Annotated in this window: 19 protein-coding genes and 1 riboswitch; of the genes, 5 read left to right on the forward strand and 14 right to left on the reverse strand. The window is 72.3% G+C overall.

Annotated features, from left to right (window positions below; translation table 11 throughout):
• Nucleotides 1–7: 7 nt before the first annotated feature.
• The 6 genes from hisG to ACZ6SQ_RS02465 are packed head-to-tail and all read right to left on the reverse strand — an operon-like array spanning nucleotide 8 to nucleotide 4297.
• Nucleotides 8–856: an ATP phosphoribosyltransferase gene (hisG, locus tag ACZ6SQ_RS02440; protein ID WP_386384328.1), complete on the reverse strand. Its 849-nt coding sequence runs from the start codon at nucleotides 854–856 to the stop codon at nucleotides 8–10.
• A gap of 50 nt (nucleotides 857–906) precedes the next feature.
• Nucleotides 907–1179 carry a phosphoribosyl-ATP diphosphatase gene (locus tag ACZ6SQ_RS02445; RefSeq protein ID WP_026249121.1) on the reverse strand — a complete coding sequence of 91 codons (273 nt, stop codon included), beginning with the start codon at nucleotides 1177–1179 and terminating at the stop codon, nucleotides 907–909.
• A gap of 34 nt (nucleotides 1180–1213) precedes the next feature.
• A complete protein-coding gene (gene ribH / locus ACZ6SQ_RS02450) occupies nucleotides 1214–1699 on the reverse strand; it encodes a 6,7-dimethyl-8-ribityllumazine synthase (protein ID WP_386384332.1) in 486 nt (161 codons plus the stop codon).
• 53 nt (nucleotides 1700–1752) lie between these two features.
• Entirely contained in the window at nucleotides 1753–3060 is a 1308-nt protein-coding gene (locus tag ACZ6SQ_RS02455; protein ID WP_469555905.1) for a bifunctional 3,4-dihydroxy-2-butanone-4-phosphate synthase/GTP cyclohydrolase II, read from the reverse strand.
• Nucleotides 3057–3695 carry a nicotinamide mononucleotide transporter family protein gene (locus ACZ6SQ_RS02460; RefSeq protein WP_469555907.1) on the reverse strand — a complete coding sequence of 213 codons (639 nt, stop codon included), beginning with the start codon at nucleotides 3693–3695 and terminating at the stop codon, nucleotides 3057–3059. The genes ACZ6SQ_RS02455 and ACZ6SQ_RS02460 overlap by 4 nt, the downstream gene beginning before the upstream one ends.
• Nucleotides 3692–4297 carry a riboflavin synthase gene (locus tag ACZ6SQ_RS02465; RefSeq protein WP_386384338.1) on the reverse strand — a complete coding sequence of 202 codons (606 nt, stop codon included), beginning with the start codon at nucleotides 4295–4297 and terminating at the stop codon, nucleotides 3692–3694. The genes ACZ6SQ_RS02460 and ACZ6SQ_RS02465 overlap by 4 nt, the downstream gene beginning before the upstream one ends.
• 149 nt (nucleotides 4298–4446) lie before the next feature.
• A riboswitch (FMN riboswitch) is annotated at nucleotides 4447–4577 on the reverse strand.
• A gap of 184 nt (nucleotides 4578–4761) precedes the next feature.
• On the opposite strand from ACZ6SQ_RS02465, the gene ACZ6SQ_RS02470 reads away from it, so the two are divergent.
• The 3 genes from ACZ6SQ_RS02470 (at nucleotide 4762) to ACZ6SQ_RS02480 (ending at nucleotide 9040) form a co-directional block, all read left to right on the forward strand.
• Nucleotides 4762–7131: a chitinase C-terminal domain-containing protein gene (locus tag ACZ6SQ_RS02470; protein WP_469555911.1), complete on the forward strand. Its 2370-nt coding sequence runs from the start codon at nucleotides 4762–4764 to the stop codon at nucleotides 7129–7131.
• A gap of 161 nt (nucleotides 7132–7292) precedes the next feature.
• Nucleotides 7293–8183, forward strand: a complete 891-nt coding sequence (locus tag ACZ6SQ_RS02475; protein WP_469555914.1) for an RNA polymerase sigma-70 factor — start codon at nucleotides 7293–7295, stop codon at nucleotides 8181–8183.
• Nucleotides 8184–8284: 101 nt separating this feature from the next.
• Nucleotides 8285–9040 (forward strand): SDR family oxidoreductase, encoded by a 756-nt coding sequence (locus ACZ6SQ_RS02480; RefSeq protein ID WP_469555916.1) that lies wholly within the window; start codon nucleotides 8285–8287, stop codon nucleotides 9038–9040.
• Nucleotides 9041–9189: 149 nt separating this feature from the next.
• Here ACZ6SQ_RS02480 and ACZ6SQ_RS02485 read toward each other — a convergent pair whose 3' ends face one another.
• The gene (locus tag ACZ6SQ_RS02485) at nucleotides 9190–10368 is read right to left on the reverse strand and encodes an ROK family transcriptional regulator (RefSeq protein ID WP_469555919.1); all 1179 of its coding nucleotides are present in this window, start codon (nucleotides 10366–10368) and stop codon (nucleotides 9190–9192) included.
• Between the two features lie 184 nt (nucleotides 10369–10552).
• Here ACZ6SQ_RS02485 and ACZ6SQ_RS02490 point away from each other — a divergent pair, with 184 nt between their 5' ends.
• Complete coding sequence (locus ACZ6SQ_RS02490; RefSeq protein WP_469556607.1) at nucleotides 10553–11773, forward strand: MFS transporter; 1221 nt, start codon at nucleotides 10553–10555, stop codon at nucleotides 11771–11773.
• On the opposite strand, the gene ACZ6SQ_RS02495 is transcribed toward ACZ6SQ_RS02490, so the two are convergent.
• Both ACZ6SQ_RS02495 and ACZ6SQ_RS02500 read right to left on the reverse strand, forming a co-directional pair.
• A complete protein-coding gene (locus ACZ6SQ_RS02495; protein ID WP_469555922.1) occupies nucleotides 11733–12191 on the reverse strand; it encodes an acyl-CoA thioesterase in 459 nt (152 codons plus the stop codon). The genes ACZ6SQ_RS02490 and ACZ6SQ_RS02495 overlap by 41 nt on opposite strands.
• Before the next feature lie 102 nt (nucleotides 12192–12293).
• The gene (locus ACZ6SQ_RS02500; protein WP_469556609.1) at nucleotides 12294–13430 is read right to left on the reverse strand and encodes a glycoside hydrolase family 6 protein; all 1137 of its coding nucleotides are present in this window, start codon (nucleotides 13428–13430) and stop codon (nucleotides 12294–12296) included.
• Between the two features lie 161 nt (nucleotides 13431–13591).
• Between ACZ6SQ_RS02500 and ACZ6SQ_RS02505 the strand changes: the two genes are divergently transcribed.
• Nucleotides 13592–14278, forward strand: a complete 687-nt coding sequence (locus ACZ6SQ_RS02505; protein ID WP_469555925.1) for a DUF5995 family protein — start codon at nucleotides 13592–13594, stop codon at nucleotides 14276–14278.
• Between the two features lie 100 nt (nucleotides 14279–14378).
• On the opposite strand, the gene ACZ6SQ_RS02510 is transcribed toward ACZ6SQ_RS02505, so the two are convergent.
• From ACZ6SQ_RS02510 to ACZ6SQ_RS02530, 5 genes are all read right to left on the reverse strand, one after another.
• Entirely contained in the window at nucleotides 14379–16079 is a 1701-nt protein-coding gene (locus ACZ6SQ_RS02510) for a flavin monoamine oxidase family protein (protein WP_469555928.1), read from the reverse strand.
• 53 nt (nucleotides 16080–16132) lie between these two features.
• On the reverse strand, nucleotides 16133–16921 hold the full coding sequence (locus ACZ6SQ_RS02515) for a carbon-nitrogen hydrolase family protein (protein WP_469555931.1): 789 nt from the start codon (nucleotides 16919–16921) through the stop codon (nucleotides 16133–16135).
• Between the two features lie 339 nt (nucleotides 16922–17260).
• Nucleotides 17261–17644 (reverse strand): DUF742 domain-containing protein, encoded by a 384-nt coding sequence (locus ACZ6SQ_RS02520; RefSeq protein WP_389336336.1) that lies wholly within the window; start codon nucleotides 17642–17644, stop codon nucleotides 17261–17263.
• Between the two features lie 7 nt (nucleotides 17645–17651).
• A complete protein-coding gene (locus ACZ6SQ_RS02525) occupies nucleotides 17652–18077 on the reverse strand; it encodes a roadblock/LC7 domain-containing protein (RefSeq protein ID WP_469555934.1) in 426 nt (141 codons plus the stop codon).
• The gene (locus tag ACZ6SQ_RS02530) at nucleotides 18074–20464 is read right to left on the reverse strand and encodes a sensor histidine kinase (protein ID WP_469555937.1); all 2391 of its coding nucleotides are present in this window, start codon (nucleotides 20462–20464) and stop codon (nucleotides 18074–18076) included. Before ACZ6SQ_RS02530 ends, ACZ6SQ_RS02525 begins: the two co-directional genes overlap by 4 nt.
• Between the last annotated feature and the right edge of the window lie 113 nt (nucleotides 20465–20577).

Below are 20577 nucleotides of genomic sequence, written 5' to 3' on the forward strand. Positions count from 1 at the left end.
GCGCCCGTCAGAGCCGGCAGGCGTGGATGGCGGTGGTCAGGATGGCCCGCGCGCCGATGGCGTACAGGTCGTCCATGATCCGCTGCGCCTCCTTGGTCGGCACCATGGCGCGGACGGCGACCCAGCCCTCGTTGTGCAACGGGGACACGGTCGGGCCCTCCAGGCCGGGGGTGATGGCGACGGCCGCTTCCAGGTGCTCGGCGCGGATGTCGTAGTCCATCATCACGTACGTCCGGGCGACCAGGACGCCCTGGAGGCGGCGCAGGAACTGCTGGACCTTGGGGTCGTCGGGGTCGGCGCCGGTGCGCCGGACGACCAGCGCCTCGGACCTCATGATCGGCTCGCCGATGACCTCCAGGCCCGCGTTGCGCAGCGAGGTACCGGTCTCGACGACGTCCGCGATGACCTCGGCCACACCCAGCTCGATGGCCGTCTCGACGGCGCCGTCGAGGTGGACGACCGAGGCGTCGATGCCGCTGTCGGCGAGGTGCTTGGCGACGATGCCCTCGTAGGAGGTGGCGACCGTCATGCCGCCGAGGTCCTCGACGCCCTTGGCGGTGCCGGGCTTGGTGGCGTAGCGGAAGGTGGAGCGGGCGAAGCCGAGCGGGAGGATCTCCTCGGCGTTGGCGCCGGAGTCGATCAGCAGGTCGCGCCCGGTGATGCCGATGTCCAGGCGGCCGGAGGAGACGTAGATCGCGATGTCGCGGGGGCGGAGGTAGAAGAACTCGACCTCGTTCTCCGGGTCGACGATCCGCAGTTCCTTGGACTCCCGGCGCTGCTGGTAGCCGGCCTCATGCAGCATGTCCGCCGCAGGGCCTGAGAGGGAACCCTTGTTGGGGACGGCGATGCGCAGCATGAGGTCGGCTTCCTTTGCGTGATGTCTTGCGGCGGACGGGTGCGGGGTGCTTACAGGTGGGCGTAGACGTCGTCGAGGGAGATGCCGCGGGCGACCATCATCACCTGGACGTGGTACAGCAGCTGGGAGATCTCCTCGGCTGCCGCTTCCTTGCCCTCGTACTCGGCGGCCATCCAGACCTCGGCGGCCTCCTCGACGACCTTCTTGCCGATGGCATGGACGCCCTTGCCCACGAGTTCGGCGGTGCGGGAGGTGGCGGGGTCGCCGGTGGCGGCCTTGTGCTGGAGCTCGGTGAAGAGCTCCTCGAACGTCTTCTTGGACATGGTGGCCCTTACCCTACGCGGTCCCCGGCACTTGTCAGCGCCACGGTTCAGATACTGAACGCAGGGTGGCCGCGGTGGCGACGGCGGCGGTGACCGCCTCGTGCCCCTTGTCCTCGTTGGAGCCGGCCAGACCGGCCCGGTCCAGGGCCTGCTCCTCGGTGTCGCAGGTGAGCACACCGAAGCCGACGGGGACGCCGGTCTCGACGGACACCTGGGTCAGGCCCTGGGTGACGCCCTGGCACACGAACTCGAAGTGGGGGGTGCCGCCGCGGATGACGACACCGAGGGCGACGACGGCGTCGTAGCCGCGGCCGGCGAGGACCTTGGCGACGACCGGGAGCTCCCAGGCGCCGGGGACCCGGAGCAGGGTCGGCTCGTCGATGCCGAGGTCGTGCAGGGCGCGCAGGGCGCCGTCGACCAGTCCGTCCATCACTTTCTCGTGCCACTGCGCCGCGATCACCGCGACCCTAAGGTCGCCGACGTTGCGTACGGACAGGTTGGGTGCGCCCTTGCCGCTCACGGTGTTGTGTCTCCTCGCTGGTCTGTTGCCGGATGTCGCAGATGGCCGGTCGGTTACTGGTTCTTGCAGGTGGACGTCGACGCGGGGGCTGCCGCGGCGGGCGTGTCCAGCCAGGGCAGATCGTGTCCCATCCGGTCCCGCTTGGTGCGCAGGTAGCGGAGGTTGTGCTCGCCCGCGTGCACGGGCATCGGCTCGCGCCCGCTGACCTCGATGCCGTGCCGGACGAGCGCGTCGGTCTTGTCGGGGTTGTTGGTCATCAGCCGGACGCTGACGACGCCGAGGTCCTTCAGCATCTGCGCGCCGGCGCCGTAGTCGCGGGCGTCGGCGGGCAGACCGAGTTCGAGGTTGGCGTCCAGGGTGTCGCGGCCGCGCTCCTGGAGCTCGTAGGCGCGCAGCTTGGACATCAGGCCGATGCCGCGTCCCTCGTGGCCGCGGAGGTAGACCACCACGCCGCGGCCCTCGGCCTGGATGCGCTCCAGGGAGGCGTCGAGCTGGGGGCCGCAGTCGCAGCGCTGGGAGCTGAAGATGTCGCCGGTGAGGCACTCGGAGTGCATCCGGACCAGCACGTCCTTGCCGTCGCCGAGGTCGCCGTGGACGAGGGCGACGTGCTCGACGCCGTCCACGGTGGAGCGGTAGCCGACGGCGGTGAAGGTGCCGTGGGCGGTGGGCAGCCGGGTCTCGGCCTCGCGGCGGACGGTGGGCTCGGTGGAGCGACGGTAGGCGATCAGGTCCTCGATGGAGATGATCGTCAGGCCGTGCTTGCGGGCGAACGGGATCAGCTCGGGCAGCCGCAGCATGGTGCCGTCCTCGCCCGCGATCTCCACGATGGCGCCGGCCGGACGCAGGCCCGCGAGGCGGGCGAGGTCGACGGCGGCCTCGGTGTGGCCGTTGCGGGTCAGGACGCCGCCGGGCTTGGCGCGCAGTGGGAAGACGTGGCCGGGGCGGACGAAGTCGTCGGCCTGGGCGGTGCCGCTCGCCAGCAGCTGGAGCGTGGTGGCGCGGTCGGAGGCGGAGATGCCGGTGGTCACGCCGTAGACCGCGGAGGCGTCGACGGAGACGGTGAACGCGGTCTGCATCGACTCGGTGTTGGCGGCGACCATCTGCGGGAGCTGGAGACGCTCCAGCTCGTCGCCCTCCATGGGGGCGCAGATCAGACCGCGGCACTCGCTCATCATGAAGGCGACGATCTCGGGGGTGGCGTGCTCGGCGGCGATGACGAGGTCGCCCTCGTTCTCGCGGTCCTCGTCGTCCACGACGACGATCGGACGGCCGGCCGCGATGTCGGCGATGGCGCGCTCGATCGGGTCGAGGACGAAGTCGTCGAGGTCGTCGGTGCTGTAGAGGACGGGGGTGGTGTTCATGCGGGCGCTCCTTCCAGGGCCGGCCGCGCACCGTTGCGGGAGCGCAGCCACCAGTCGCGCAGGCCCCACAGGACGAGCGCGCCGTAGATGACGTAGACGAAACCGGAGAACGCGTAACCGTTGGCGAAGTTCAGCGGCACGCCGACGACGTCGACGAGCAGCCAGGCGAGCCAGAACTCGACCATGCCGCGTGCCTGCGCGTACATGGCGACGATCGTGCCGACGAAGATGTAGGCGTCCGGCCAGGGATCCCAGGACAGGCTCGGATACGCCTCGAACAGCAGGGCGACGGCGACGGTGCCGGCGGCTGCCGCTGCGGCCATGGCGCCGCGCTCGGTCCAGGTGGCGAAGCGTACGGAGATGTGACCGTCCGTGCTCCGTCCCCGGCGGCTCCACCGCCACCAGCCGTACAGTGCGACGAGCATGACCACGACCTGCTTGCCGGCGCTGCCGGTGAGGTGGCCGTAGAAGGCGCCGAAGAGGATGAGACCGGCCAGGAACTGCACGGGCCAGGTCAGCACCGAGCGGCGCCAGCCGAGGGTGAGGGCGATCAGTCCGAGGACGTTGCCCGCCATGTCCGACCAGATGATGCGCTGGTCGAACAGGACGAACGCCTCGGAGTTGAGCCAGTTCACGCCCCCTCCCCCCGGCCGGTGGTGAGCAGACGCTCGACGTACTTGGCGATGATGTCGACCTCGAGGTTGACCGGGTCGCCGGCCTGCTTGTGGCCGAGCGTGGTCAGCGCGAGCGTGGTGGGGATGAGGCTGACGGTGAAGTAGTCGGCGCCCACCTCCACGACGGTGAGGCTGATGCCGTCGATGGTGATGGAGCCCTTCTCGACGACGTAGCGCGCGAGGTCGGCGGGCAGGGAGATCGTGACGATCTCCCAGTGCTCCGAGGGGCTGCGCCCGACCACCGCGCCGGTGCCGTCGACGTGGCCCTGGACGATGTGGCCGCCGAGGCGGTGGCCCACGGCCGTGGGCCGTTCGAGGTTGACGCGCGAGCCGACGGTGAGCGCGCCCAGGCTGGAGCGCTTGAGGGTCTCTGCCATGACGTCGGCGGTGAACTCGTCGCCCTCGTGGTCCACGACGGTCAGGCACACGCCGTTCACCGCGATGGAGTCACCGTGCTTGGCGCCTTCGGTGACGACGGGTCCGCGCAGCCGGAAGCGACAGGCGTCGTCGAGAGTCTCGACGCCGGTGACTTCACCCAGCTCTTCGACGATTCCGGTGAACACTTCCCGGGTCCTCCTGCCTCTTCGGGCACGGACTCCGGGGCCTGTCGATGACGACAGAGAGAGCGCACGAGAACACCGGGAGCGACGCCGGACAGAGTTCGCCCAAAAGGCGAACCGGTACGGCGACGCGCACAAGATGTGCTCGCCCGCCGCGCACTGCCTCCCATCCGGACTTTAACCGTCGGTCCAGGAATTTCACCTGGTCAACCGGCCGCTGGAGGCGACCGGGTCGCGGACTGTAACCGCCGGTTCGGACTTTCACCGACCCCGGAGTGCGCTGCTACTGGTACAGGGCCAGTCTGCCACGGAGAGCACTCGTCCATGCGGGTGATGTTTGTGGGGTCGCTCACAGAACGCTCGACGACGGCTCAAGATTCACCGGGGCACCAGATTGGTCCATACCTATTGACGCATTGGTCTAGTCCTCTCTAGGGTCTGCGCAACTTCCGTGGAGAGGAACCGACTTGATGTCCCCCTCGCGCAACACAGCGAGACCCGCCCTGTTCGCGGCCGCCGCCGCGGCCGCGGGTCTGTTGCTGGCCGGCCTCCCGGCCACCGTCTCCCACGCCGCCGACCAGGACTCCTGTCGCCCGGACGGCCTTTACCGGACGCCCGGCGTCGAAGTTCCCTATTGCTCCGTCTACGACGCCGACGGGCGCGAGAAGATGGGTGCCGACCACCAGCGCCGCGTCATCGGCTACTTCACCGGCTGGCGCACGGGCAAGGACGGGACCCCCGCCTACCTCGCCTCCGACATTCCCTGGGACAAGGTCACCCATCTCAACTACGCCTTCGCGCACATCGACGGCTCCCACAAGATCTCCGTCGGATCGGACGGCGCGAACAACTCCGCGACCGGAATGACCTGGCCCGGCGTGGCGGGCGCCGAGATGGACCCGGCATTCGGCTACAAGGGCCACTTCAACCTGCTGAACAAATTCAAGAAGCAGCACCCGAACGTCAAGGCCCTCATCTCCGTGGGCGGTTGGGCCGAGACCGGCGGCTATTTCGCCGACGACGGCAGCCGGGTGAACTCCGGCGGCTTCTACTCGATGGCCACCAACGCCGACGGCTCGGTGAACCAGGCGGGCATCGACACCTTCGCCGACTCGTCCGTCGAGTTCATCAGGAAGTACGGCTTCAACGGCGTCGACATCGACTACGAGTACCCGACGACGATGAAGGACGCGGGCAACCCGCTCGACTGGTCCCTCTCCAACGCCCGCCGGGCGGGCCTGGTCAAGGGCTACGCGGCCCTGATGAAGACGCTGCGCGAGAAGCTCGACCGCGCCGGCGCCGCCGACGGAAAGCACTACCTCCTCTCGGTCGCCGCTCCCTCCTCCGGATATCTGCTGCGCGGTATGGAGACGTTCCAGGTCCAGAAGTACCTGGACTACGTCAACATCATGTCCTACGACCTGCACGGCGCCTGGAACGAGTACGTCGGCCCGAACGCCTCGCTGTTCGACGACGGAAAGGACGCCGAACTCGCCGCCGCCGGCGTGTATTCCACCTCCCAGTACGGGGGAATCGGATATCTGAACACCGACTGGGCCGTTCACTACTTCCGCGGCTCGATGCCGGCCGGCCGTATCAACATCGGCCTGCCGTACTACACCCGCGGATTCAAGAACGTCACCGGCGGTACGGACGGTCTGTGGGGCAAGGCGGCGACGACCACCTGTCCGGCCGGGTCCGGCCTCACCAAGTGCGGTGACGGTGCCAGCGGCATCGACAACCTCTGGCACGATCTGGACACCAACGGCAAGGAATCACCGGCCGGTTCGAATCCTATGTGGCACGCCAAGAACCTTGAGAAGGGTGTCGTCGGCGACTATGTCACTAAGTACGGATTCCCGGCCGACACCAGGCTGACCGGCACCTACGCCCGCAAGTACGACTCCACCCTGGTCGCGCCCTGGTTGTGGAACGCCGAGAAGAAGGTGTTCCTGTCCACCGAGGACGAGCAGTCGGTGAACGCCAAGGCGGACTACGTCGTCGCGGGCGGCCTCGGCGGAACCATGATCTGGGAGCTCGCCGGCGACTACCGGTGGAACGCCGCCAAGGGCCAGTACGAGCCGGGCTCGACCCTGACTACGGCGATGTACGAGAAGTTCAAGTCCGCGGCTCCGTACGGAGCCAAGCGTTCCACGATCGCTCTTCCGTCCCAGGCGATCGACATCGACGTGGAATTCGGACAGTTCCCCCTCGGTGACTCCAACTACCCCATCAGCCCCAAGCTGAAGATCACCAACAGCACGTCGGTGACGCTGCCCGGCGGCACGGAGTTCCAGTTCGACTACGGCACCTCCGCGCCCGCCAACGCCAAGGACCAGTCCGGCTGGGGCACGTCGGTGATCCGCAGCGACCACTCGGGCAGCAACGTCGGCGGTCTGAAGGGCCCGTACAACCGGGTGTCGCTGAAGCTGCCGGCCTGGCAGACGCTGGCGCCGGGCGCCTCGGTGGAACTGGACTTCGTGTACTACCTGCCGGTCTCCACCCCGTCCAACTGGACGGTGACCTTCGGCGGGAAGACGTACGCGCTGGCCGACGACCTGGCGCGGGGCACCACCGTGGTGGACCCGGGCACGTCCACGCCCACGCCCACCCCGACCCCCACGCCGACCCCGACGGGCAGCCCGACCCCGACCCCGACCCCCACGCCCACCGGCGGGACCTGCACGGCCCCGGCCTGGAGCGCGACCGGCACCTACGGCGGCGGCACTACGGTCGCCCACAAGGGGCACTCGTGGAAGGCCAAGTGGTGGACGCAGGGCGAGGAGCCCGGCACCACCGGTGAATGGGGTGTGTGGCAGGACCTCGGCGCCTGCTGAACCCCGATGGACGGGCCCGGCGGCGGGTGACGACGGCCCTTGCCCCGCCGCCGGGTCTTCTCAAGCCCGCACCGCCGGAAGGCTGCGCACCACGAAGGTCTCCCCGCCGCCCAGGCCTCCCCGTCTCTCCGGCGGGGAGGCCTTCGTGGCAGGGTGAAGGCATGACCGTCACCGCGCTCGCCGACGAGTTCCAGTCGCACCGACCCCGGCTGTTCGGCCTGGCCTACCGGCTGCTCGGCTCCGCGGACGAGGCGGAGGACGCGGTCCAGGACGCCTGGCTGCGCTTCAGCGGCGCCGACCGCGCGGAGATCGACCGTCTCGGGGCCTGGCTCGCCAAGGTCGTCACCAACCTCTGCCTCACCCGGCTGACCTCGGCGCGGGCCCGGCGCGAGACCTACACCGGCACCTGGCTGCCGGAGCCGGTGGTCACCTCCGACGGCACGCTCGGCCCGCTGGAGTCCGCCGAGCAGCGCGAGGCCGTGTCCGTGGCGATGCTCGTCCTGCTGGAGCGGCTGACCCCGACCGAGCGCGCGGTGTACGTGCTACGCGAGGCGTTCGGCTACGGCCACCGGGAGATCGCGGGCGTCCTGGACCTCGGTGAGGCGAACTGCCGCCAGGTCTACCGCCGGGCGGTCCGCCGGATCGCCGACGAGGAACACCGGTTCGAGCCGGCGCCGGAGCTCCAGGAGGAACTGGTCGTCTCCTTCATGAACGCGGCCCGCGACGGCGACCTGGCGGGCCTGGAGAAGATCCTCGCCGCCGACGTCACCTTCTTCAGCGACGGCGGCGGCAAGGTCAGCGCGGCCCTGCGGCCGATCGAGGGCCGCGACAAGGTCGTCCGCTTCCTGCTGGGCATCTCCGAGCGCTACCTGAGCGGGATCACCTTCACGACGGCCGAGGTCAACGGCGCTGCCGCGCTGATCGCCTGGGAGGGCGGGCAGATCGTCTCGGTGGCGGCGGTCGAGCAGCGCGACGGACTGATCAGCGAGGTGCACAACGTACTGAACCCGCAGAAGCTGGACTTCCTGCGGCGCCAGCTGACCGGTTCCTGAAACGCCGCCCCCGGGTTGTCACATTTCCGGGGGCCGTCCGGTCATAGCTGGTGAAGGGCGCCCGACGAGGGGTGCCGGACCTCCCTAAGGGGCTGAACAGCATGACCACGATCCTGGTGACCGGCGGTACCGGAACCCTCGGCCGGCTCGTCACCGAGCGGCTGCGGGCGGACGGCCACGAGGTACGGGTGCTCAGCAGGCACGCCCAGCCGTACGCGGTCGACCTGCTCGAGGGCGGCAGCGGTCTGGACGCGGCCGTGACGGGTGTCGACACGATCGTGCACTGCGCGACCTCGCCGCGCGGCGGGGCCGACGAGAAGGCCGCGGCGCATCTGATCGAGGCGGCGCGGCGGGCCGGGGTCGGCCATCTGGTGTACATCTCGATCGTCGGGGTGGACCGGGTGCCCTTCCCCTACTACCGGACCAAGCTCGTCGTGGAACGGCTCGTCGAGCAGTCGGGGCTGGGCTGGACGATCGTGCGCGCGACCCAGTTCCACGATCTGCTGGTCCAGCTGTTCGAGGCGCTGGCCAAGTCGCCGGTGATGCCGCTGCCCGCCGGTGTCAGCGACCAGCCGATCGAGGTCGCCGAGGTCGCCGACCGGCTGGCGGAGCTGGCCGTCGGCGCTCCCGCGGGCCGGGTCGAGGACATGGGCGGGCCCGAGGTGCGCGGCTTCGAGTCACTGACCCGCTCCTACCTGGCCGCCAGGGGCCGCCGCCGGGCCCCGCTGAACGTGCCCCTGTGGGGCGCCGCCTACCGTGCCTTCCGCGCGGGCGGCCACCTCACCCCGGAGCACTCCGTGGGCAAGGGCACGTTCGAGGCCTACCTGGAGCGCAGGTTCGGCGGGCGGAGGGCCTGAGACGGGCGCGGGCGGGCGGCCCTCGGGGTCCCGTGGGGGCGGGAACGGGCTGGTGCGAGGCGCGCTGCTCCCGTGCCGCCCGACGGGCCGGCGGGTATCGGCGTCACGCCGGGCGGGAAACGGCGGTGGGCCCGGAGCGGGGGCGGGGCTCACCGCTCCCGTGGCGCGAACAGCTCGTCCTGGGCGCGGTCGCGGGCGGTGAGCAGCGCGCCGCGCAGGACGGCGGCGCCGCCGAGTGCGCCGGGGCGGACCTCGGTGTCCAGCGGCGACATACGACGGGCCTGCTCCTCGACCCTCCGGGCCAGCTCCTCTCCCCCGGCCCGGCCGATCTCGCCGCCGAGGACGACGCAGCCCGGGTCGAGCACCGCGACGACGGAGGCGACCCCGATCGCGAGCCGCGCGGCGAGGGCGTCGAGGAAGGCACCGGAGCCCTCTGACACGGCCGCCCGCACCTGTGCGGCGGCCCGGGGCTCCGCCCCGGCCGCCTCTCCCCGCACCCCGTGCTCGTCCGCCAGCCGCTCGATCGCCTCCGCTCCGGCCAGGGCGTGGAAGCCGCCGCCGCAGTCCGTGCGCGAGGGCAGGGCGTCCGTGCCGGGGACGGGCAGGAAGCCGATCTCACCGGTGCCGCCGGAGGCGCCGCGACGCAGGGCACCGTCGAGGACGACGGCCGCGCCGGTGCCGTGGCCGAGCCAGAGCAGGACGAAGGTGTCACGGTCGCGGGCGGCACCCTCGCGCTGCTCGGCCAGGGCCGCGAGGTTGGTCTCGTTCTCGACGCTTACCCGGGCCTCGGGCAGCCGTTCCTGGAGGGCGGCCACCAGACGGCGGTGCCATTCGGGCAGCTTGGTGGTGTCGCGCAGTTCGCCGCCCGCCGGGTCGATCAGGCCGGGCGCGCCGATCCCGACCGTGTGCAGCCGGTCCGCACCGGCCTCCTTCAGCGTCCGTTCGACCAGGGCCACGGACTGCTCGACCGCGGACCCGGTGCCGGTGTCCCCGCCGATCGGCACGGCCGCCTCCGCGAGCACGCGGCCCAGCAGGTCGGCGACGAGCACGGTGACGCCCTCGGTGCGCACGTCCAGGGCGGCGAGATGGGCGCGGTCGGCGACGATGCCGTACAGCCTGGCGTTGGGGCCGCGCCGCTGCTCCCCGGCCTCGCCGACGACGGTGACGAGCCCGGCGGCGGTGAGCCGTTCGACGAGGTCCGCGACCGTCGGCCGGGACAGTCCGGTGAGCCGCTTGAGCTGCGGGGCCGTGAGCGGGCCCTCCTCCTGCAGCAGACGCAGGGCGAGCCGGTCGTTGAGGGCTCGGGCGGTGCTCGGGGATGCGGCCATGCCGGGATCCTCCCAGACGCGCGGGGCCGTAAGGATCACGGCCGGCTGACAAAGGCTTCCTGCGCGGGCCGCCGGGCCGGAGCCATGGAGGGCCCGTCGAATCCACTATCTATCAGGCAGGGTCCCTGATAGTTTACGGCGGCGGAGCGGGCCGCAGGGGCCGGCCCAGGGGGAGGGACGGATGATGGACGACGTGGTGTCCGGTGTCGTCGACCGGCGCGCGGTGGTGCGCGCCCGCTACGCGGTGGCCGCCGTGTTCGCCGTGCACGGCGCGGTGACCGGCTCGTTCGCGACCCGTGTGCCCTGGATCCAGGACCATGCCTCGGTCGGTCCCGGACAGCTCGGTCTGGCCCTCGCGTTCCCCGCGCTCGGCGCCTCGCTGGCCATGCCGCTCGCGGGCAGGATCACCCATCGCTTCGGCGCCCGTACCGCCCTGCGCGGGCTGCTCGCGCTGTGGACGCTGGCGCTGGTGCTGCCCTCCCAGGCGCCGAACCTGGTCACGCTCTGTCTCGCGCTGTTCGTCTTCGGCGCCACGGCAGGCATGTCGGACGTCGCGATGAACGCGCTGGGCGTGGAGGTGGAGAACCGGCTGGACCGGTCGATCATGTCGGGCCTGCACGGCATGTGGAGCGCGGGCGCCCTGATCGGCTCGGTGGGCGGCACGCTGGCCGCCCATCTCGACGTGGACGCCCGGCTGCACCACGTGGTGGCGGCGGGCGTGCTGACCGTGCTCGGGTTCGTGGCCTGCGCCTGGGTGCTGGACCTCCAGCCCGCCGAGGACGAGGAGCCGCCGCCGCGGTTCGCCCTGCCGCCGCGCCCGGCCCTGCTGATCGGGGCGGTCGGCTTCTGCGCGGTGTTCGCGGAGGGCGCGAGCCTCGACTGGTCGGCGGTGTACCTGAAGGACCGGCTGGACGCCTCACCGGGCCTCGCCGCCGCCTGCACCACGGGATTCACGCTGACGATGGCGCTGGCCCGGATCGCCGGCGACAAGGTGGTCGACCGGTACGGCGCCGTCCGTACGGTCCGCGCGGGCGGTGTGGTCGCCGGGCTCGGCGGGCTGCTGATCGTGCTGGCGGGTCACCCGGCCGTGGCCATCACCGGTTTCGCGCTGATGGGGCTCGGCGTCGCGGTCGTCGTCCCGCTGTGCTTCGCGGCGGCCGGGCGCAGCGGGCCCAACCCCAGCCTGGCCATCGCCGGTGTCGCGACGATCACGTACACCTCGGGGCTGGTGGCGCCGGGTGCGACCGGCGGTCTGGCCCAGGTGACCAGCCTGACGGTGTCGTTCGCCGTGGTGACGGTGCTGGCGGGCGCGCTGGCCCCGCTCGCGGGCGTGCTGCGGGCCGGGGACCGCAACCGTCCGAAGGTCAGCCGGCCGGCCGAAGCAGTTCCCGGCCCGCGGCCCTGAATCCCTCGCTCCACGGCGCCGGGCGCAGGGTCGCGGCGTCGAGCCGGACCAGGACGCGGGTGCCGTGCGCGTAGGTCGTGGCGCCGTCGGCCGAGCAGAAGCGGAAGCCGTACGTGAGGCCCGTGGTGCCGAGGCGGTCCAGCCACAGGTGCACGGCGTAGGTGCCGGGGCGGGTGACGGGGGCGTCGTAGCCGATGGTCAGCTCCTTGACCGCGTTGCAGGCGTCCCCGGCCGCCGCCCAGTCGCCCTCGAAGGTGATGCCGTGCCCCTGCCACAGCTCGGCCCAGGCGCGCTCCACGAGCAGCGGATAGCGGGCGTTGTGCAGCAGTCCGAGGGCGTCGAGGTCGTCGAAGTGGACGGTGACGGGCATGAGCCGGCCGTACGACAGGACGGGTGCGGTCGGGGCTTCGGCGGTCACGAGAGGGTCTCCTGTGGTGGACGGTTCAACCACCACATCCTAAGCGCCCGCTCAGCACACCGGTTCGCCGGCCGCCCGCACGCCCGTTCCGGGTGAGGGGGGTCAGCGGGCCAGTTCGTAGGCGTAGGAGGCGGTGAAGGTGCCCGGGGTGCCCTTGCAGCCGTCGGACTCCCCCGGCAGCTTGACCCACAGATAGGCGTCGATCCGTGCCTCTCCCGTGGCCAGGTCCGGGGTGCGGCCGAGGCTTCGGCCCTCCGGGTCGCACCACTCGCCGTCGGCCGGGGCGCCGTTGCCGTTGCGGCTGGTGTCGATGACGGCCCCGAGGCCGGCCGGGCCGCCGAGGGCGTCCAGCACCCGGCGGTCGTAGGCGATCTCCTCGGCGGTGGCCTGGAAGTTGGACACGTTGCTGAAGACGCCGTCCGAGGACACCGGCGAGGCTGCGCCGGCCCGGCGCAGCAGGGCCGCCTGCTCGGCGGCGGTGTTCCAGTCGGAGTGGCCCGCGTCGAAGTACACACGGGCACGGGGGTTGGCCGCCTTCAGTACCCGGCCCGCGCGTGCGAGCGAGGCGAAGCGGCCGGTGCGCTCGTCCTCGCTGAGGCAGTCGGAGTCGGCGACGGAGTCGGGTTCCAGGATCACCATGACCTCGCCCGAGCCCAATCCGGCCGCGAAGGCGTCGATCCAGGCGTCGTAGGCGGCCAGGTCGGGCGCCCCGCCCCCGGAGTACCCGCCGCAGTCGCGGCCCGGGATCACGTACGGCACGAGGACCGGCACGCGGCCCTGCGCGGCGCCGCCCGAGGTCACGGCGGCGACCCGGTCGGTGATGGCACCGGGCGTGTAGTCGGCGAACCACACCGCCGCCGGGTGCCCGGCGATACGCGACTCGATCACCGGCCGGCGTGGGTCGTCGGGGTGGGCGCGCACCCATGCGAGCACCTGGGAGTCGGGATGCCGGTACAGCCGGGCGTCGGCCGGAGCGGCGCTGGGCGTCCTGCTCGGTGCGGGAGACGGCGCCTTCGTCGTGACCCGGGGCCGGACGCGCTTCTCGGACGCGTTGGGCGAGGGGGACGGGCTCGGCGACGTGGACGGGGACGGCGACGGGCGGACCGAGGGCTGCGCGACGCGGGGTGTTCCGGTCAGCCGCGGCGGCCGGGCCTCGTCGGAGCGGGACCGGTCGTCGGCGGCGGCGACCAGGCCGGTGACGGTGCCGACGGCCACCACCAACGACGCGGCGCCCACCAGCGCGTGGCGCCGCACCGCCCGTCTGCGCTCGGTCAGCCGACGGGCGCGTGAGCCTGCCACAGTGTTCTCCCCCTCCCGCGCGGCGGGGGACGTTCCCCCGTTCTGGGGAAGCGTCGGGCCCGCCGGCACTCCGGTCAGCCTATGGCTGGGACCCTGCCCCCATGGCGCAGTTGGAACAGTTCACCACACCCGTCGACACGGTCGTCTCCCGGATGCGCGCGCTGGACGCGGCGCTTCCCGAACGGGACGGGGTCGCCGTGTTCAACCGTGTCTATCTGGCCGTCACCGAGGAGGTCGACCGGCACATCGACACGGGCCGGTTCACCGACCCGGCCGCCGCGGTCACCCTGGACGTGCGGTTCGCGCGGCGCTATCTGGACGCGGTGGACGCGGCCGCCGACGACCGCCGTCCGCCCGCCTGCTGGCGGCCGCTGTTCCAGCTCCGCCGCCATCCCGGAGTACGTCCCCTTCAGTTCGCGCTCGCGGGGATCAACGCGCACATCGGGCACGATCTGGCGCTGGCCGTGGTGGACGCCTGCCGCAGTCTGGAGTGCGAACCCGCCGAGCTGGAGGACGAGTTCGACCGGGTGGGCGAGCTCCTCGTGACGCTGGAGGAGCGGGTCCGCGAGGAGCTGATGCCGGGTCCCGACCTGCTCCAGATCGCCGACCCGCTCACGCATCTGATCGGCGCCTGGAGCCTGGACCGCGCCCGCGACGCCACCTGGGCCGCCGCGCGTGCCCTGTGGGCGCTGCGCCGGCTCCCCGATGTGGCCGGGGAGTTCACCCAGCGGCTGGACGCGGCCGTGGGCTTCGCGGGGCGGATGCTGCTCACGCCGCTGCGGGACTGAGCGCGGCGCGCTGCTCCGGGGACGGACTCCCCGGTGTTCGAGAAGGCGCGGGCGGCCGGCGTCTCGGTCCGGCCGCCCGCGCCTCGGTGCGCGGGCCCGGTCAGTCCTCGGGCAGCTCGACCGGGGCGATCTCGTCGTAGACGTCGCCGGGGCCGGGGTTGGTGGCGTCGGTCCCGCCGCCGAGGTGGTGCATGACGCCCCACACCGCGTTCAGCGCGGTCTGGATGGCGCCCTCGGCCCAGCCGGCCGTCCAGGAGATGTCGTCGCCGGCGAGGAAGATGCCGCGCTTGTCCTCGGGCAGCCGGTCCTGCATGAAGTGCGTGAACAGGCGGCGCTGATAGCGGTAGTGGCCCGGCAGGTTGGCCTTGAACGCGCCCATGAAGTAGGGCTCGTTCTCCCAGGAGACAGTCACCGGGTTGCCGATGATGTGCTTCCGGATGTCGACCTTCGGGTAGATCTCGCCGAGCGACTTCAGCATGACCTCCATCCGCTCGTTCGCGGACAGCGGCAGCCACTTGAGGCTGTCGTCGCACCAGGTGTAGGACAGGCAGATGACGGCGGGCTTGTCCGGGCCGTCGTCCAGCAGGTAGGTGCCGCGGGTCATGCGGTCGGTCAGCGTCATCGACATGACGTCCCGGCCGGTCTCCTCGTCCTTGTCCAGCCAGAAGGGGCGGTCCACAGGCACGAAGAGCTTGCTGGACTCCATGTAGTGGGTGCGCTCGATGGCGGTCCAGTGGTCGATCGGGAACAGCGCGTCGTCGCAAGCGATCTTGGAGAGCAGCATCCAGGACTGGGCCGTGAAGATCGCCGACTTGAAGGTGCGGATGTCGCCGGCCGCGTCCGTCACGGTGATCTGGTTGCCCGCGGTGCGGTGCAGCCGGGTCACGGCCGGGCGGGGCTCGCCGTTCTCGTGCAGTGTGGCGAGCGAGGTGCCGTACGCCCAGTGGACGATCTTCTCCGGCTCGCGCTCCCACAGGCGCTCCGGCAGCTGCTGCGAGCCGCCGACGATGCCGCGGTGGTGGTCGTCGGCCTCGGTGTAGACGACGCGGAGGATCTCCAGGATGGAGTTGGGGAAGTCGGTGTCCCAGCCGCCGGTGCCGAAGCCGACCTGGCCGAAGATCTCGCGGTGGCGGAAGGACTTGAACGCCTCGGAGTCGCACAGGAAGCCGTAGAAGGTCTGGTTGTCCAGCTTCTCGACGAGCTTCGCCCAGATCTCGCGGATGCGCGGCACGTCCCGCTCGCGCATCGCGCGGTTCATGTCGGAGAAGTCGGCGCCCTCTTCGAGGCAGCGGTTCCAGGCGTCGGCGACGTCGCGGTAGACCTGGGGCAGGTCGTCGACCGTCTCGGCGTAGTGCGACTCGCCCTTGAGGTCGACCACGGTCGAGGGGGTCGCCTCGGCCAGCGGGTTGGGGAAGGGCCGGGTCTGCAGGCCCACCAGGTCGATGTAGTGCTGGAGGGCGGTGGAGGACGGCGGGAAGCGCATCGCGCCCAGCTCGCAGTTGAGCGAATCGTCGCAGCCGTCGAAGCCGACGGTGCGCAGTCGGCCGCCGATCCGGTCGGCCTCGTAGACGACGGGCTTGAGGCCCATCTTCATCAGCTCGTACGCGGCGACGATGCCGGACAGGCCGCCGCCGATGACCGCGACCTCGGTGCCGTGCTCGGTCGCGGGGATCTGGCCGAGGCCCGCCGGGTGCGCCAGGAAGTCGTCGTAGGCGTAGGGGAAGTCCGGGCCGAACATGGTGATCGGCGGCTGCTGCGGCTCGTCGACGTGCTCGACGGCGTTGGGCACGGTGGACGTCATGGGGTACGGACTCCTTGCGCGGAACGAGACTGGGGGGAGGCTTGGGGAGCGGCTCAGACGAGGGAGCCGTAGAGGCCGGGACGCCGGTCCTTCAGATACGGGTTGTTCTCGCGGGACTCGGCGAGGAACACCGGGTCGGCGTCGGCGAGGACGAGCTGCTCGTCGCGGCCGGCGCGGGTGCGGGCGACTCCGTCGGGGCCGGCCAGCGTGGACAGGCCGACGAACTCGAACTCGCCCTCGGGCCCGACCCGGTTGACGTACGCGACATACATCTGGTTCTCGAAGGCGCGGACCGGTACGACCGACTCGGCGACGAACTGGAAGGGGTGCATCTGCGCGGTGGGCACCAGCAGCAGATCGGTGCCGGCCAGGGCGTGGGCGCGGACGTTCTCCGGGAACTCCACGTCGTAGCAGATCATCAGGCCGACGGTGAGGCCGCTCAGCTCGGCCTGGACGACCGGGGTGTCGCCCGGGGTGAAGTGGTCGCGCTCGAAGCAGCCGAAGAGATGGGTCTTGCGGTAGTTGGCCAGTCGCGTGCCCTCGGCGGAGATCAGCTGGACCGCGTTGTAGACCGTGTCGCCGTCCCGCTCGGGGTAGCCGTAGGCGACGGCCAGGCCGTGCCGGGCCGCGGTCTCGGCGACCGCGTCGGCGGCCTCGCCGTCGGCGGGCTCGGCCAGCCGGGCGATGTCGTCGCCGATCGCGTAGCCGGTGAGGAACATCTCCGCCGTCACGAGCAGCCCGGCACCCGCGGCGGCGGCGCGGCCCGCGGCCTCGTCGAGGACCTTGAGGTTCTCGACGGTCGAGCCGGGGCGGCCGGAGCTCTGGAGCAGGGCGGTGCGCATGCGTGTTCCTCACCGGGACGAATGGGTGTGGGGGCCACATAGAAGGTACGGGTGGCCGAGCGACCGGGACAAGGAGAAGCCGTTGCGCGCCGGTGCGCTGATCGTTGCGTGCGTCGGGGCTCTCGCGGCGATTCGTTGCGCGCCCCTCGCGCGCCTCTCGCCCCGCCCGGCGGGAACCGGGATCGCCGGGCGCGGGCGGCCTGGGCCGGATTCGGCCGATGTGCCTGTTCAGGGGTGGTGTGGGCGGGCGACGGCACCGGGGCCCGGGCGGCGGGCGTCGTGGGTTTCACGGATCGCGGATCGCCTGCCGAAGAGGTGGGGACGGCGGGACGTCCTGGTTCACAGATCGCGCAGGCGGTCCACGATCTCGCGCAGCAGCTCGGGGTCGGCCTGTGCGGCGGGGCCGGCGGCCCGTCGGGGCGCGTCGATCCGCACGAGACCGGCCTCGGCCAGGTCGCCCAGCAGCACCCGGACGACCGTCAGCGGCAGATCGGCGTCCGCCGCGAGCTCCACGACCGGGCGGGGGCGGGACCCCAGCAGGGCGAGCAGCCGGGTGCGCGCGTGGTCGACGCCCGGCCTGCCGCCCGCCTCCGGCTCCAGGGCCGTGACCTGGGACAGCAGATCGACGCTGATGCCCCGCGCGGGCCGGGTCCGCCCGTGCGTGACCGTGTAGGGGCGCACCATCGCGCCCGTCTCGTCCTCGTACCAGTGCTCGTCGGACACGACCGGATCAGGGGGTCCCCGGGTCGGCCGCCGACCGCGTGCCGGCGTTCATGTGCCGGCCGACCCGGCGGACGAGCAGCGCCATCTCGTGCGCAAGCTGCCCCACGTCCGTGGCCGCCTCGCTGAGCACGGCGAGGCGGGTGCCGTCACCGGCCGGGGTGACGAAGAGGTAGGCGTCGTCGAGCATCACCATCGTCTGCCGCACCTCGCCCGCCTCGAACCGCTCCCCCACCGAGCGGGCCAGCCCGTGGAAGCCGGAGCAGACGGCCGCGAGGTGCTCCACGTCGCGGGTCGGCATGCCCTCCGAGGTGCTCAGCGGGAGACCGTCCGCGGTGAGCAGCACGGCCTGGCGGACCTGGCCGGTCCTGGCCACGAGGTCGTCGAGCAGCCAGCCGAGGTCCGTGCCGGGCCGCTGGGTGGGCTCAGTGCTCATGGTCGTTGTCCGTCCCTTTCCTCGGTGTGGCTGTGCGGCTTCCCGGTGTGGCTGTTCGGCTTCCCGGTGTGGCTGTGCGGCCCGTCGTCCGCGGCGGGGCCGTCGTCCGTGGGCAGGGGCAGCCCCCGGCGTCCCCGGTCCAGTCCGCGCTGGAACGCGCCGAACACGGCCCGCATCTCCTCGGCCGTCACCTCGCGCTCCGCCGGGGCGGGCATGGGGGCGGGCGCGGGGCGGGCCGTGACGGAGGCCTGGCGGACGCGGGTAGGGAGGGGCGGGGCGGAGGTGGGGGCTTCTTGAGGGAGGGGGGTGGGGGCTCCCTGGGGGGCCGGGGTGGGGGTCGGCGTGGGGGTCGGCGTGGGGGTCGGAGTGGGGACCTGGGCGGGGGTCGGCTCGGGGCGGTCCTGATCCGCCTGGCGTGCGACGTCCCGCGCGCCCGCCCCCTCCGCTACGCCGCCCCCCGCACCGACGCCCCGCTCCGGCCCCGCCTCCGCCAGCACCCGGCTCGGCAGCAGCACCACCGCCGTCGTCCCGCCGTACGGCGAGTCGCGCAGGGTGACCGTGATGCCGTGCCGGGCGGCGAGGCGGCCGACGACGTACAGGCCGAGCCGGTCGTGGCGGGTGGGGTCGAAGGCGTCGGGGCGGGTGATGGTGCGGTGGGCCTCGTCGATCTGCTCGGCGTCCATGCCGAGCCCCCGGTCGTCGATCTCCAGGACGAAGCCGCCCCCGGCCCGGCCGGTGCGCAGGGTGACGCGGGTGTGCGGCGGCGAGAACACGGTGGCGTTCTCGACGAGCTCGGCGATCAGGTGCACCACGTCGGCGACGGCGTCCGCGGCGACACCGACGCGTTCCATCGGCGGCACCTCCACGCGTGCGTAGTCCTCGATCTCCCCCACCGCGGAGGCGACCACGTCGGCGACGGGCACCGGATTGCGCCAGCGACGGCCGGGTGCCGCCCCGGCGAGGATGATCAGGTTCTCCGCGTGCCGCCGCATCCGGGTGGTCAGGTGGTCGATGCGGAACAGCTCCCGCAGCACGTCCGGGTCCTCGGTGCGCCGCTCCAGCGAGTCGACGAGCTTCAACTGCCGGTGCACCAGTGCCTGGTTGCGGCGGGCGATGGTGAGCAGCACCGCGAACAGCCCGCGGCGCAGGGCCGCCTGGACGACGGCGGCCTCCACCGCCGCGCGCCGGGCTGTGTCGAAGGAGCGTCCGACCTGGGCGATCTCGTCGCCGCCCGCCGTGGCGTCGGCCAGCGGCGGCGCCGCGGCCGCCGCGTCCACGTCCTCCCCCGCGCCCAGCCGCCGCATGACGTACGGGAGTTGGCCCGCGGCCAGGTCGGCCGCGTCCCGCAGCGCCTCCAGCCGCCGGGAGACCCGCCGGGCACCGCGTACGGCGAACCAGAGCGACAGGCCTACGGCGGCCAGCCCCAGCGCCCCGACGACGGCCGCCTTGGTCAGCTCGCGGTAGGCGAAGGACCGCCCGCGCTCGGCGGAGTTCTCGGCCGACGCGGTGCACAGCAGCATGTACTGGCGGACGGCCCGGTCGGTGGTGGTGCGCCAGGAGTCCGCGGCGACGGCCCGCCCGGCCCCGTCCGCACCTGCCCGCAGCAGGGCGTCCTCGGCCCGGGTCAGCTCCCGGTGCAGCGCCCCGGCCCGGAACCCGGTGAACAGGGCACGCGAGTCGGCCGGCAGATCGGGGACGTAGGTCCGCTCGAAGATCCGGCGGTCCTCGATGGTCGCGGTCAGTGTGTCGTACTGGGCGTCGGTGAGCCCGCCCGCCGCCCGCGCCCCGGCGACCAGGGCGTCCTCCCGCGAGACGAACTCGCGTACCCGCACCAGCTCGATGACGACCTGTGCCTCGCGCGCGAGCTGTCCTGCCTGGAGCGCGGTGAGGGCGGACTGGACGTCGAAGCCGGGCTCGACGAGCGCGCTGTACTCCGCCACCGCCGCTTCCCAGGACAGTTGCCGGGAGAGCACCCGTTCACGCAGGCCGTCCAGCCGTCCGGCCGCGCTCACCATGGCGTCGAGGACCTGGCGTTGACGGTCGGACAGCCGGTCGCGGTCGCCCTCGCGCACGGCGTCGCGCAGGGCGGCCACCACCCGGTCGGTGCGGCGCTCCTGTGCCATGAGATCCAGGGCCGCGTCGTTGCTGTGCGGCGCGCCGAGGTAGGCGGCGGCGTAGCGGCGCTCGATCTGGATCTGCCCGACGGCCGTGTCGACGGGGGTGCCGAAGTCCTCGTAGACGCCCTCCAGCCGTACCAGGGCCCGCAGTTCGCCCGTGACGGACACCATGGTGAAGCTCCACAGCGTCATCAGGGCGAGCACCGGGGCGACGGCGAGCGCCACGATCCGGGATCGGACGGTGGCGTGACGGCCGAAGGGCGGGCGCATGGACTCCCCGGTGCGGCAGGACGGTCGGTGGGCCGGACTCACCCGGGTGTTACCCGCGGGTAGAAAGTGCGGCACAACCTACGGGACGACCCCTCAGGTCGCAATGGTTGCCC

It is taken from the genome of Streptomyces sp. NPDC048600 (genome assembly GCF_055587025.1).